We start from the raw sequence: 13574 nt of genomic DNA, 5'->3' as shown, positions 1-13574 counted from the left end.
GCAACTGGACCTTCGCCGGCAGCCAGCGTGGTGCCGACCGTGCCGCCATCATGCTGACGATGATCACGACCTGTCGTCTCAACGACGTCGATCCGAAAGCCTGGCTCGCCGACGTCCTCGCCCGTATCGCCGATCTTCCCGCATCGCGTCTGCACGAATTGCTGCCCTGGGAATGGAAGCTCCTGCGCCAAGCCGACAAGCCCGCCGATCAGCAGGCCGCCTGACCTTCACGCAAACGCCATCATAGAGCTCGCCGTACCCGCGCGCATGCGTCCATCACGCGGTCCTCGTCGTATGCGTACTCTTTAATCCCAAATCGGTCATCTTCTTCGTGTCCGTGGTCCCTCGGTTCATGGAGACGAAGTCCGGCGCTTTGGCAATCCCGATACAGATGGCCGTGTTAGGATGCCTCTATGTCGGCATAGCCACAATGGTGCACGCAACCATTGTCGTGATGGCAGTTCAGTTAAAGCCGTTGCTTATAGATGGAAAGCGACGGGACATAACGCGCCGAGTTTGTCCGTGGCCCTCGCCTTCGTGGCGGGATGGCTGGCTTGGACCACGAGACGCTGAACTCGGGACCCACTTTACTCCGATCGAGTAATGGAACGAGCGGCCAGTGCCAAGTCAATGCGTCGTGTCCGCTAGGCCCGATGCAATCTCCGAGAACAAACGGATGGCTTCACGGTCAAGTGCTTACGGCAAACCGCTTCATTCACCGTTAAATCTCTGAGAGTGAGCAATATTGAACATCGGCTTACGATCGGCAAGCTTAGGGTGGCTTATCACCACATCGTAATGGCTTCTATCGGTGACTGAGAGTTTCACCGCGCTCCCTCCCAATAAAGGGGAGTGCCATGTCGCAGAATTCTCGCTTATTCGATCCCGGCCGTGCCGCACCTGGCCGTCCACCTTGTCCTAAGTGCCACGCACCGATGATGCTTACCGCCGTAACCTCGCGAACGGCCGGCATAGATATGCGCACATATGAGTGTGTCGCGTGCCGTTACACCGAGAAGACCACTGCGGACACTGGGGAGTAGTGGGTCGGATCAACGCCAAAGGATTGCGTGGGAGAACCGAGATGGAAGCGAGAAGCCACGAATCGATCCAGCGAGACCCCGACTATCAAAAGCTGGTACGGCGCCGCTCGTCCCTCGGGTGGACGCTGTCGCTGATCATGCTGGTCATCTACTTCGGCTTCATCCTGCTCGTCGCCTATGCGCCAAAATTCCTCGGCATGCGGCTGGGGACGGGTGTGACGACCATCGGCATTCCGATCGGCCTCTTCGTCATTGTTTCAGCATTCGTGCTCACGGGCATCTATGTCAGCATAGCCAATTCCAAGTACGACGCCCTGATCCGTCGAATTGTCGAGAGGTAGCAATTATGAAAAACCTCCCCCGCATGCTTGCGACGGTATTGTTTGCTAGCCTCCCCACACTCGCGCTTGCGGCTGGAGCGATCGACGGCGGCACCAAGCAGGCGGTTAATTGGGTCGCGATCTGTATGTTCGTCGCCTTTGTCGCCTTTACCCTCTGCATCACCTATTGGGCGGCAAAACAAACGGCATCGGCCGCGGACTTCTATTCCGCTGGCGGCGGCATCACCGGCTTCCAGAACGGCCTCGCGATCGCCGGCGACTATATGTCGGCGGCCTCTTTCCTCGGCATCTCGGGCCTGGTCTACACTTCCGGCTACGATGGTCTGATCTACTCGGTCGGCTGGCTCGTCGGCTGGCCGATCGTCACGTTTCTGATCGCCGAGCAGTTGCGCAATCTCGGCAAGTTCACGTTTGCCGACGTCACCTCGTTCCGGCTCGGACAGACCGAGATCCGCATTCTGGCGGCATGCGGCTCTCTGGTCACCGTCGCCTTCTACCTGATCGCGCAGATGGTCGGCGCTGGCAAGCTGATCCAGTTGCTGTTCGGTCTCGACTACTGGATAGCGGTCATTCTCGTCGGCGGCCTGATGATGATCTACGTGACCTTCGGCGGCATGAAAGCGACGACCTGGGTACAGATCATCAAGGCCGTGTTGTTGTTGATGGGCGCGACATTCATGGCGGGAGCGGTCTTGTACAAATTTGGCTTCAGCCCCGAAGCGCTGTTCGCCAAGGCGACCGAAGTGCATCCAAAGAAGACCGCAATCATGGAGCCGGGCAGCCTGATCTCCAATCCGCTATCGGCGATTTCGCTCGGCCTCGCCCTTATGTTCGGTACGGCAGGGCTCCCGCACATCCTGATGCGCTTCTTCACGGTGAAGGACGCGCAAGCAGCACGCAAGTCGGTCCTCTATGCGACCGGTTTCATCGGTTACTTCTACATCCTCACTTTCATCATTGGCTTCGGCGCGATCGTGCTTGTTTCGACCGATGCAGCGTTCCTCGATGCCAGCATTCTCGAGAAGACCAAGAGCGGGATCGCGGCGATCAAGGGCGGCTCGAACATGGCGGCGATCCATCTGGCCAACGCGGTCGGCGGCAACTTATTCCTCGGCTTCATCTCGGCGGTGGCGTTCGCCACAATCCTCGCAGTCGTGTCGGGCCTGGCGCTGGCTGGCGCATCTTCAATCAGCCATGACATCTACGCCATGGTGATCAAGGACGGAAAGGCCAATGAGCAGGACGAAATCCGCGTCTCGAAGATCGCGACGCTGTTCCTCGGCGTGCTCGCGATCATTCTGGGCATCATATTCGAGAACCAGAACGTTGCCTTCATGGTCGGACTTGCCTTCGCCATCGCGGCGTCATGCAATTTCCCGGTGCTGGCCATGTCGATCTTCTGGAAGGGACTGACCACGCGGGGAGCAATGATCGGCGGTTTCCTCGGTCTGATCAGCGCCGTCGTCGGCGTCATCCTGTCACCGGCCGTGTGGGAAGCAACGCTGGGCAACCCCAAGGGGTCGGCACCGATCCCGCTCGATAATCCGGCACTGTTCTCGATCAGCCTCGCATTCGCTGGCATCTGGCTGTTCTCGGTTCTGGACCGCAGCGCGCGGGCCAAGGTCGACCGCGGCGGATTCGCGGCGCAATATGTGCGCTCCCAGACCGGCATCGGCGCATCCGGCGCCACTACGCACTGAAGCCGCGCTTTGCGCACGTCAGGCCGGCCGTGCGAGCAGAGATAACAATCGCAAACGGGCTTGTCCCGACAGCACAGGAGCGGAAGATGTCGGAAATGCTCTACAGGGTTCCTGAAAACTGGCCGGCGCAGGCTCATGTCGACGATGCCAAGTATCGTGACATGTACGCCCATTCAGTGCGCGACCCCGAAGGCTTCTGGGGTGACCACGGCAAGCGCATCGACTGGATCAAGTCCTATACGCGGGTGAAGCGCACATCGTTTGCGCCTGACAATGTATCAATCGAATGGTTCGGCGACGGCACCACCAACGTCTCACTCAATTGCATCGACCGCCATCTGGCTAAGCGCGCCGACCAGGTCGCAATCATTTGGGAAGGTGACGATCCCAAGGAGTCAAAAAACATCACCTATCGGCAATTGCACGATGAGGTGTGCCGCTTTGCCAACGTGCTGAAGGCACACGGCGTCAAAAAGGGCGACACGGTCACGATCTATCTGCCCATGATTCCCGAGGCCGCCTACGCGATGCTCGCCTGCGCTCGAATCGGTGCCGTACACTCAATCGTCTTTGGCGGATTCTCACCAGAGGCGCTGGCCAGCCGCATCGAGGGCGGCAGCTCCGAGATCCTTATCACAGCGGACGAGGGTCTGCGCGCCGGCAAGAAGGTACCGCTGAAGGTCAATGCCGACGAGGCCGCCAACAAAATTCCGGGCACCGTCGCAGCGATCATCGTGGTCAAGCGCACCGGCGGGCAAGTGCCGATGATTTCCGGGCGCGACTTCTGGTACCATGAGGAAGCGGCCAGGGTCACGGTCGAATGCAAGGCCCAGGAGATGAAGGCCGAAGACCCATTGTTCATCCTTTACACATCGGGATCAACCGGCAAGCCCAAGGGCGTGTTGCATTCCACGGGCGGCTATTTGGTCTTTGCCTCGATGACGCACCAGTACGTCTTCGACTATCACGATGGCGATATCTACTGGTGCACGGCTGATGTCGGCTGGGTGACGGGGCACAGCTACATTGTCTATGGGCCACTCGCCAACGGCGCGACAACCCTGATGTTTGAAGGTGTTCCGACCTATCCCTCGATCTCGCGCTTCTGGGATGTCGTCGATAAGCACAAGGTCAATATTTTCTATACCGCGCCGACTGCCATCCGCTCGCTCATGGCGGCGGGAGAGGAACCGGTGAAGAGAACCAGCCGCAAGACGCTGAAACTGCTCGGTTCGGTCGGTGAACCGATCAATCCCGAGGCCTGGGAATGGTATCACCGCGTCGTCGGCGAAGGGCGCTGCCCGATTGTTGACACCTGGTGGCAGACCGAGACGGGCGGCATTCTGATTACACCCCTGCCTGGCGCAACGGACTTGAAGCCTGGTTCAGCTGGACGCCCCTTCTTCGGGTTGCAGCCCCAGATCGTCGATTCCGCCGGCCAGGTGCTCGAAGGCGCCTGCGAAGGGAATCTGGTGATCGCCGATTCCTGGCCCGGCCAGATGCGCACGGTCTATGGCGACCACAAGCGTTTCGAGGAAACCTATTTTTCGACCTACCCCAACAAGTACTTCACCGGCGACGGCTGCCGGCGCGACACCGACGGCTATTACTGGATTACAGGCCGCGTCGACGACGTCATCAACGTCTCTGGCCATCGTATGGGCACGGCGGAGGTCGAGAGCGCGCTCGTTGCGCACGAGTGCGTCTCGGACGCGGCTGTCGTTGGCTACCCGCACGACATTAAAGGTCAGGGTATTTATGCCTACGTGACCCTGATGGAGGGAAAAACACCGTCGGACGCGATGCGCAAGGAGCTGGTGGCCCACGTCCGCAAGGAGATCGGCCCAATTGCGTCGCCGGACATCATTCAGTTCGCACCAGGCCTGCCGAAGACGCGCTCGGGGAAGATCATGCGCCGCATCCTGCGTAAGATCGCCGAGAGCGAATTCGGCAGCCTCGGTGACACCTCCACCCTCGCGGATCCCAGCGTGGTCGACGACCTGATCGAAAACCGCAAGGCCAATCTGTAAGCGGGCCGCAGCCGGACGGCGATTGCCAGCCTTGGCGGTCGCCGTTTTAGCGGGGGCGATGATCCGCTCGCCTGGATCATTCTCGGCCGACCACCATCCAATTCCTGGCTTGCCGGGATCTGGTCAGGGGAAATTAATGCCCAACGCCTTCGATGCCGCCAACGCGCCTTTCGACCGCCTGACATCGCAGGAGGTCGAGACCCTGCGTGCGGCACTGGATATCGCCTACTTTCGCCCCGGCGAAACGATCGTCGCCCAGAACGCGGCCGCCGGCGCCCTGTTCGTGGTCATCAAGGGCACCGTCGAAGAGCGCGACGGCGACGATCTGCTGGCACTGCTCGGCCCCAAGGACAGCTTCGACAGCCGCGCCCTCGTCCACGGCAAAAGCGGCCACGCCTTCGTGGCGCGTGAGGAGACGCTGTGCTACACGTGCCCCAAGGGGGTGACCATCAGCCTGATCCAGAGCAATCCGCGGTTTGCCTCGTTCTTCTACCGCGAGATTTCTCACAAGCTGGATGAGCTCGCCCGCGACGAAGAGGAGCGGCGCTACGGCTCGCTGATGCGCGCGCGAGTCTCCGAGCTGTTTCTGCATCCCCCGTCGTTCATCGATGCCAGCGATACCATCGAAGCCGCCGGCCACCTGATGCGCGAGATCGACAGCAACGCCCTGTTCGTTCGCGACGGCGAACGCATCGGCATCATCACCGGCATGAACCTGTCCAAGGCCGTGGTGCTGCGACGCCAGCCGATCGAAACGCCGGTGCGCGAGTTCGCGCATTTTGACGTGGTAACGCTGCGGCCAGATGACTTCGTATCAGCGGCTCTCGTGCTGATGACAAAACGCAACAAGCGCCGCGTCGCAGTGCATGATGGCGAGCGCTATATCGGCATCCTCGAGGATATCGACCTGCTGGGTTTTCTCGCCGGTAGCGCCCAGGTCGTCGCCGGTCGCATCGATCGCGCGTCGAGCAGGGATGATTTAGCGGTTGCGGCGCGAGAGACCGTCGCGCAGGTGCGCACACTGCGTCGCCAGGGCGTCAAGGTCGAGGTCATCGGCGAGGTTGTCTCTGATCTCAATGGACGGCTGTTCTCCCGGCTGTTCGAGATGGTGGCACCGGAAGAAATCCGTGCCGGCGGCTGTCTCGTCGTCATGGGCAGCGAAGGTCGCGGCGAGCAGACCGTACGCACCGATCAGGACAACGGGTTGATCCTGGCCGGCCCCGTCGACAAGGCCGCGCTGGAAGCATTTCGGATCGATTTTTCAGATGCGTTGGCCGACTTCGGCTTTCCGCCCTGTCCCGGCAATGTAATGGTACGCAACCCGGTCTGGTCAAAGCCGCTGTCCGAATATCTTGCGGATTTCCGGCGTTGGGTGGCGTTACCCGACGAAGCCGCTCACATGAACGTGGCAATCTTTTACGATGCGCGTGCCGTTGCGGGCGACGCGCGGCTGTTGGCCCAGGCCAAGGCGGCGTTGGTCGATCTTATCCGTGGGGAGCAGGTCTATTCGGCGCATTTCGCGCATGCCATTGACGCCTTCGCGACACCGATCGGGTTATTTAACAAGCTGGTCACGTCCGAGGGCAAGGGCGATGCGCTGGACCTCAAGAAGGGCGGCATCTTTCCGATCGTTCACGGTGTCCGCAGTCTCGCGATCGAGCGCGGCTTGCTGGAAACTGCGACCGACAAGCGCATTGCGCGATTGTGCGATATCGACGTTCTGCAAGCCGACTTCGCCCGAGAGCTGAGGGAAACTTTTCACTTCCTGCTGATGCTAAGGCTCGATGGGCAACTGGCGGCATCGGCCGGCACGTCAGGTACACTCGTGCGGCCATCGTCGCTTTCGAGCATGGAACGCGATCTGTTGCGCGACGCCTTTCAGGTCGTCAAGCAGTTTCGCGCGCTCATTCGCCGCCACTTCAATCTCTGCATGTTCTGACGTGATCCCCCGCGCACTCAAACGCCTTTTTCATCAAGCCTCGATCGGCGATCAGTCGTATCGGTTCATGTTCAAGGCAGGCCCGGCAGACGAGGTTGTCGCGATCGATTGCGAGACGACAGGCCTAAATGTGCGTACCGACGACGTCATCAGCATTGCCGCGATCAAAATTCGAGGCAACCGGATCCTAACCAGTGAGCGTTTCGAAGCGTTCGTTCGTCCCGATGCCGGCATGGGGGCCGAAGGGATCAAGGTGCATCGCCTGCGTCAGGCCGATGTTGCGCAGGCCCCCCTGATAGGGAAGGTACTACCGGGGCTGCTTCATTTCATCGGCGGACGTCCGCTGGTTGGGTATTACGTCGATTTCGACATCGCCATGCTGGACAAGTACATCCTGCCGCACATCGGGATCGAGTTGCCCAACCGTCGAATCGAGGTCTCCAAGCTCTACTACGAGCGCAAATATGGCGATGCGCCGGCCAACACGGTGGTCGATCTCTCCTTCGCGGCGATACTTAAGGATCTCGGCATTCCGCCCCTCGCCCAGCACGACGCGTTCAACGACGCACTGATGACTGCAATGATGTATATTGTCTTGCGTGACTTGAAGGAGCGGGGTGTGCGCATCGCGCGCCCCCGCACTAGCGGCGCCATTTTCAATCCGACAGGAGGATAAGTATCCGTCGTGGGTACCTTTGCTCTGCGCCGGGTCGGTCGGAGGCGATTGCTGAACTTATCGCATTCAATCGCACAAATCCTGCAACGCGTATCGACCATTTATTTCGAATTATGGCCGCTTGGAGAACCGGCCATTCCACAGGTGTCTGCTTTCGATCACAACAAATTCGTACGCCTTAGCTGACTCGAGCATTTCTCAGGAATGCACTTGTCGCCGCTTGATTCGGTCGAAGATCCCGAACGCCGCGGCCAGCATGCATCCCGCGATGATACCGAAGGTAAGGTCCTCGATCAGCGTAAGGCCGAAGGTGGCCATAAGCACGCTGGCACCGCGCCAATCGCGAAGCAGGAGAAGGAAATCTTCCTTCTCCGCCATATTCCAGCAAACCACCACTAGTACACCGGCCAACGTCGACAAGGGGATGAAACTCGCCAACGGTCCTGCGACCAACATGAAAACCAGGATAAAGACGGAATGCCCTATGCCGGAGATCGGACTGCATGCTCCGGCACGAATATTGGTCGCCGTGCGCGCGATGGTTCCGGTCACGCTGATCCCGCCGAATATAGCAGAAGCGACGTTTGCGACGCCTTGCGCTACGACCTCCATATTGTAGCGGTGCTTGCGTCCTGTCATGCCGTCGGCCACTTTGGCGGACAGCAGGCTTTCGACCGCCCCAAGAAGGGTGAAAGAGAGCGCAGCCGGCAACACGTCAAGCACAGATGAAGTTGAGAATGATGGCAATCGGGGGGGCGGCACGCCATCCGGAAGTTGACCAAAATGGCTGCCGACGGTCTCGACCGGCAAATGGAACATCCAGGCGACTACCGAGGCAAGCACGACGGCAATCAACATTCCCGGCCAGTTCGGCAGCAAGCGTCGCAGCAAGAAGATCAAGGTGGCGGAGCCTGCGCCAACAGCGAACGCGGCCGGGCTGAGGGTCGGCAACGCCTGACCGAGCATCGCGAGCTTGGGCAACAGCTGTCCAGGTTCGGCACCGGGCAATTTCAGGCCGCCGAGATCCTTGAGCTGGCTGGCAAAGATCGTGACCGCAATCCCGCAGGTGAAGCCGACTGTCACTGCGTGCGGAATGTAGCGAATGAGCGAACCGAGCCGCAGCAACCCGATCAGCGTCAGCATGCATCCGGAGATAAAAACCGTGAGCAGCAGCCCTTCCAGGCCGAATTTGGTAGCGGTTGCTGCGACAAGAACGATGAACGCGCCGGCGGGACCGCCAATCTGATAGCGGCTGCCGCCCAGCGCCGAGACCAGGAAGCCGCCAATGACGGCGGCATATAACCCTCGTTCCGGCGAAACGCCCGAGGCAACAGCGATCGCCATTGACAATGGGAGAGCGACAATCGCCACGGTAAGTGCGGCCAACATATCCCGGCGAAAGCAGTTGAGATTATATCCTTCCACCAACACGGTGAAGATTTTCGGACGATAGATATGGGCGGTGGCAGAGCCATCGGGCATGGTAATGAACCAATCTGGATTCGAAAATTATAGCGTACGGCCGCCAGGACCGCTCTTTTGCCATACAGTAGGGGCGGCACGTTAAAACCAACACCGCTTCTAACAAGGACGCCAGACCAACAATGTCTTTGTCCGCGGAATCGCTTGATCCTGCTCCATTTATTTTTATTGTTGTGAGCAATTTTGACCATAGGTCACTGGAAGGCTTCGGTATGTCCAACGACGCCGACCTTCAATGCTCACACTCACACCGCCGACGAGCCCTGTTTCAGGGAACTCAATCCTTCCTCCTTGCTTATCTCGATGAGTGGCACCACCACCGGCGAGCCGCATCCGCGCAATCTGATAATCAACACTTGATCCCGCCAGGGCGATATTTACGCGGACTTGCTGAGCAGCAGAACAGGATTCCAAGTGCCAAACGGAAGCTCCGATCATACAGAACAAGTTTGCGAAATTTGCATCCATAACTTCTCTTGCGCCTTCTCGAAATGGATCACGGGTGAATACCTACCCAGACGAAGCATTCTTGACCGGCAAGAGTATTGAAGACGGTACCCGCGCTGGGTGCGGCAACCCAAGACCAGACGTTGGTACTTAGTCCAAGCGGTTCCTGGACAGTCGTCCATGCGGCCACCCTGGAAAGGCTGATCCATCTCGTCTCGCCTGGCGTCCAAAGGACCCAGAAATTGAAGATCGACATGGTCGACGTGCGTGAACTCGACACGCTTGGTGCATGGTTGCTTGAAAAGATCTTGCGCGGCGCGTCCGACTTCGGTCACCCCGCAACACTCGTTGGCGTCGCCAGCCGTTATGAGGGCCTTATCGAAGACATTCGGCAGGTCAACCGCCGTACGCCCGCCAGTCGGCCGATCCAAAATCCTGTCGCCCGGCGATTGGAAACCATCGGCCGGTCCGCGTTCGGCGCAGCTGAAGATATATCCGTCTTTCTGCAAATGCTGGGAGCGCTGGGCGCGGCCAGCCTGGGCGTTCTGCGAAGGCCCCGTTCGCTGCGGTTGAAATCTCTAGTCTATCACCTGTACCAGGTCGGATGGCAAGCCATACCGATCATGGCCCTGGTCACCTTTCTGATCGGCGCAATCATCGCTCAGCAAGGCATCTTTCATTTCCGAAAATTCGGCGCCGAGTCCTATGTCGTCGATCTCGTCGGAATTCTCGTACTGCGCGAAATTGGTGTCCTGATCGTTGCCATCATGGTCGCCGGCCGGTCTGGAAGTGCTTACACCGCCGAACTCGGGTCGATGAAAATGCGCGAGGAAATCGATGCCTTGTCCACCATGGGTCTCGATCCCGTCGAGGTTCTGATACTTCCGCGCATCATCGCATTGATCCTAGCGCTGCCAATCCTGGCCTTCATTGGATCGATGGCCGCCTTGTATGGCGGCGGTCTGGTCGCGTGGTTCTATGGCGGGATGAGTCCGGCGATATATCTTGCTCGACTTCACGAGGCCGTCTCCGTGACGCATTTCGAAGTCGGAATAATCAAGGCGCCTTTCATGGCATTGGTGATCGGCATCGTCGCAAGCAGTGAGGGCTTGAGGGTCAAGGGAAGCGCGGAATCGCTCGGCAAACAGACGACAATCTCGGTCGTCAAATCGATCTTTCTCGTCATCGTTCTCGACGGCGCCTTCGCCGTTTTCTTTGCATCGATTGGAATGTGACGATGCAGGGATCCGGGGAACAATTTGCCATTCGCGTGAACGATCTCGTGGTGGGATTCCGCCAGCAAACCGTGATCGACCATCTGTCCCTTGACGTTCGCAGAGGCGAAATACTGGGTTTGGTCGGCGCGTCCGGCGGCGGAAAATCCGTGCTGATGCGGACCATTATCGGGCTTATTCCAAAACGGAGCGGCCGCATCCAGGTCATGGGCATTGATATTGACAACAGCCACGGTCGCGACGTTCACACCGCTGCGATGTGGGGCATCCTGTTCCAGCAGGGCGCGCTCTTTTCCTCTCTGACGGCACTGCAAAATATTCAGTTTCCGCTTCGAGAAAACCTCGTCCTTTCCGAATCGCTATTGAACGAGATTGCGACCGCCAAACTCGAAATGGTTGGCTTGACGCCAGTGGACGGCGACAAGTTTCCGTCCGAACTCTCGGGCGGAATGACAAAACGCGTAGCCTTGGCGCGTGCGCTCGCGCTGGACCCCGCAATCGTCTTCCTCGACGAGCCGACATCCGGGCTCGACCCCCTAGCGGCTGGCGACTTCGACGAGTTGATCAAAACGCTGCAGGAAACGCTCGGGCTGACCGTCTTCATGGTGACCCACGACCTTGCCAGCCTGAAAACTGTTTGTGACCGCGTTGCGGCGCTCGCGGACGGTAAGATCGTTGCGATCGGTCCGATGCGCAAATTGCTTCGCTCCGACCACCCATGGGTCAAGGCGTACTTCCACGGCAAGCGCTCCCTGATGCTACAACCAGAATCGAGCTGACAAATGGAAACCCGCGCTCCCTTTATCGTCGTCGGCGCATTCGTCCTGGCGGCAATCGGTGCAGTCTTTGGATTCGTCTATTGGCTGCACAACACTGCCGGAACCGGCGCGCGGACAGTGCATCACGTCCAGTTCGAGGGGTCCGTCTCGGGACTACTTGTAGGCGCAGCGGTGCTGTTTAATGGAATCCGCGTTGGAGAGGTCACCAATCTGGGTTTAGTCGCGGACAGCCCCCGGCAGGTGAATGCGACCATCGCCGTCGCATCAGGTACTCCGGTGCACTCCGACACAAAGGTTGGTCTGGACTTCCAGGGTCTCACGGGCGTTCCCGTGATCATATTGGAGGGTGGCAAGGAGGTCGGTGCGTCAACGGATATGAAAGTGCTCGTCGCCGATCCGGCGGCCGGTCAAAGCATGACGCAGGCTGCCCGCAACGCACTCGGGCGGGTCGATTCAGTGCTGGCTGAAAACGCGGAACCGCTCAAGAATACGATCGCCAATCTGAAGATATTTACGGAAGGGCTCGCCAAGAATACCGGCGGCCTCGACTCCATCGTGGCCGGTCTTGTCAAGATGACGGGAGGCAGCGAGCCGGTGATCCCAAAGACCGTCTACGACCTCAGCCTTCCCTCCGAATTTGCTTCGCCAAGGACGCCGCTCAACGAGCACCTGGTGATGCCGACACCGACGTCGATCCTGCTGCTGGACACGCAGCGATTCCTGATTGCGCCGAACAGGGACCTTCCGGGATTCTCGAACGCGCAGTGGGCCGACAGCATTCCGAAGATGCTGCAAGCCAAGCTCATTCAGAGCTTCGAAAACTACGATGTCGCCCATGCGCCACTCCGCTCGACCGACAATCCGGGAGCAAACCCTCAGCTACTGGTCGACGTCAGAAGCTTTCAGATCGATACGGATCCAGAACCAACCGCCGAGATCGGATTTTCAGCGCGGGTCCTGAACAAGGAGGGGCAAGTCGTGGCTTCGCATATTTTTCAACAACGCAGGAAGCTCGACAAGCCTGACCCCGCCTCAGCTGTCGCCGCCTTCAATGACGCATTCGCAAGCATCGCGACAGAACTGATCGCATGGACAGCCAATGCGATGCCCCCTCCTGGGTGAACGCAGCAAACGGAATTTGAACAATTGATGCCAGATACATTATCGCCCGATCTGCTCCGCAGCATGCACGCCTATTGGCGAGCGGCAAATTATCTTTCGGTCGGTTAAATCTACCTGCACGAAAATCCACTGTTGGGAACAGCCCTCAAGCTCGAACATATCAAGCCTCGGCTGCTCGGGCACTGGGGAACGACTATAGGACTGAACTTCCTTTACGTGCACCTTAATCGCCTGATCAAAGACAATGATCTCAACATGATCTACGTCATCGGTCCGGGCCACGGCGGTCCTGGCATCGTAGCACACAGCTATCTCGAAGGTTCGTACACGGAGCGGTACCCTGCGATCGAGCGCAGCCGGAACGGGCTGCAGCGGCTGTTCCGGCATGGCCATACGGGATTCCCAGCCACGTCTCGCCGGAAACGCCCGGCTCGATCCATGAGGGCGGTGAATTCGGCTAACCTCGTTTCAATCGGTGCATGAAGCTCGCCGTAAAACCAACCGTTCAAAACCACCGATTTCAAAGGATCGTCGACGGGTTCAGAGCCGTTTACCAGACTGCTTGCATTCGGGCAGTCATCGCACCGTGGCAGCTCAAATGCACAGATGAGCACCGCCCGGCAGGGCCTCTGCTGAAGTGCCAATCGACACCTTAACTGCGCCGGCTCGGATAGGGGCACGATGCTTCCCCTCACTCCAGGCGAGAGCACTATGCCCTCAGTCACCGATAACGGCCGGGCAAGGGTCGGTGATGACAACAGCATGCGCTTTCGGCCACCG

At 59.1% G+C, this 13574-nt stretch carries 10 protein-coding genes and 1 pseudogene; 10 read left to right on the top strand and 1 reads right to left on the bottom strand.

Annotation, left to right across the window (positions count from 1 at the left end; genetic code table 11):
* The 6 genes from K359_RS0140045 to K359_RS0140020 all read left to right on the top strand — a co-directional run.
* A partial coding sequence (locus tag K359_RS0140045) for a transposase domain-containing protein (RefSeq protein ID WP_029084243.1) occupies positions 1–224 on the top strand: 224 nt, incomplete at its 5' end.
* An 860-nt stretch (positions 225–1084) separates the two neighbouring features.
* The gene (locus K359_RS0140040; RefSeq protein ID WP_029084242.1) at positions 1085–1384 is read left to right on the top strand and encodes a DUF485 domain-containing protein; all 300 of its coding nucleotides are present in this window, start codon (positions 1085–1087) and stop codon (positions 1382–1384) included.
* A 5-nt stretch (positions 1385–1389) separates the two neighbouring features.
* On the top strand, positions 1390–3084 hold the full coding sequence (locus tag K359_RS0140035) for a cation acetate symporter (protein ID WP_029084241.1): 1695 nt from the start codon (positions 1390–1392) through the stop codon (positions 3082–3084).
* A gap of 86 nt (positions 3085–3170) precedes the next feature.
* Positions 3171–5114 (top strand): acetate--CoA ligase, encoded by a 1944-nt coding sequence (acs, locus tag K359_RS0140030; protein ID WP_029084240.1) that lies wholly within the window; start codon positions 3171–3173, stop codon positions 5112–5114.
* 31 nt (positions 5115–5145) lie between these two features.
* Positions 5146–7053, top strand: a complete 1908-nt coding sequence (locus tag K359_RS0140025) for a putative nucleotidyltransferase substrate binding domain-containing protein (protein ID WP_245284869.1) — start codon at positions 5146–5148, stop codon at positions 7051–7053.
* Position 7054: 1 nt separating this feature from the next.
* Positions 7055–7729 (top strand): 3'-5' exonuclease, encoded by a 675-nt coding sequence (locus K359_RS0140020; protein WP_029084238.1) that lies wholly within the window; start codon positions 7055–7057, stop codon positions 7727–7729.
* A gap of 198 nt (positions 7730–7927) precedes the next feature.
* Here K359_RS0140020 and K359_RS0140015 read toward each other — a convergent pair whose 3' ends face one another.
* The gene (locus K359_RS0140015) at positions 7928–9211 is read right to left on the bottom strand and encodes a SulP family inorganic anion transporter (RefSeq protein ID WP_029084237.1); all 1284 of its coding nucleotides are present in this window, start codon (positions 9209–9211) and stop codon (positions 7928–7930) included.
* 545 nt (positions 9212–9756) lie between these two features.
* Between K359_RS0140015 and K359_RS0140010 the strand changes: the two genes are divergently transcribed.
* The 4 genes and pseudogenes from K359_RS0140010 to K359_RS59615 all read left to right on the top strand — a co-directional run.
* A complete protein-coding gene (locus K359_RS0140010) occupies positions 9757–10893 on the top strand; it encodes an ABC transporter permease (RefSeq protein ID WP_051346671.1) in 1137 nt (378 codons plus the stop codon).
* Positions 10894–10895: 2 nt separating this feature from the next.
* Positions 10896–11672 (top strand): ABC transporter ATP-binding protein, encoded by a 777-nt coding sequence (locus tag K359_RS0140005; protein ID WP_029084235.1) that lies wholly within the window; start codon positions 10896–10898, stop codon positions 11670–11672.
* 3 nt (positions 11673–11675) lie between these two features.
* Positions 11676–12794 carry an ABC-type transport auxiliary lipoprotein family protein gene (locus K359_RS0140000; protein WP_029084234.1) on the top strand — a complete coding sequence of 373 codons (1119 nt, stop codon included), beginning with the start codon at positions 11676–11678 and terminating at the stop codon, positions 12792–12794.
* Positions 12795–12902: 108 nt separating this feature from the next.
* A pseudogene (locus K359_RS59615) lies at positions 12903–13252 on the top strand (phosphoketolase); the annotation flags it as partial.
* Between the last annotated feature and the right edge of the window lie 322 nt (positions 13253–13574).

It is taken from the genome of Bradyrhizobium sp. th-b2, from assembly GCF_000426785.1.
Lineage (GTDB): Bacteria > Pseudomonadota > Alphaproteobacteria > Rhizobiales > Xanthobacteraceae > Bradyrhizobium > Bradyrhizobium septentrionale.
Note: the sequence above shows the minus strand (reverse complement) of the source record. Positions and strands in the feature narration are given on the sequence as shown.

What these genes read in the sequence shown, in the direction of transcription:
- K359_RS0140000 (WP_029084234.1), top strand. Translation starts at nt 11,676, where the DNA reads ATGGAAACCCGCGCTCCCTTTATCGTCGTCGGCGCATTCGTCCTGGCG.
- acs (WP_029084240.1), top strand. Translation starts at nt 3,171, where the DNA reads ATGTCGGAAATGCTCTACAGGGTTCCTGAAAACTGGCCGGCGCAGGCT.
- K359_RS0140005 (WP_029084235.1), top strand. Translation starts at nt 10,896, where the DNA reads ATGCAGGGATCCGGGGAACAATTTGCCATTCGCGTGAACGATCTCGTG.
- K359_RS0140015 (WP_029084237.1), bottom strand. Translation starts at nt 9,211, where the DNA reads ATGCCCGATGGCTCTGCCACCGCCCATATCTATCGTCCGAAAATCTTC.
- K359_RS0140035 (WP_029084241.1), top strand. Translation starts at nt 1,390, where the DNA reads ATGAAAAACCTCCCCCGCATGCTTGCGACGGTATTGTTTGCTAGCCTC.
- K359_RS0140040 (WP_029084242.1), top strand. Translation starts at nt 1,085, where the DNA reads ATGGAAGCGAGAAGCCACGAATCGATCCAGCGAGACCCCGACTATCAA.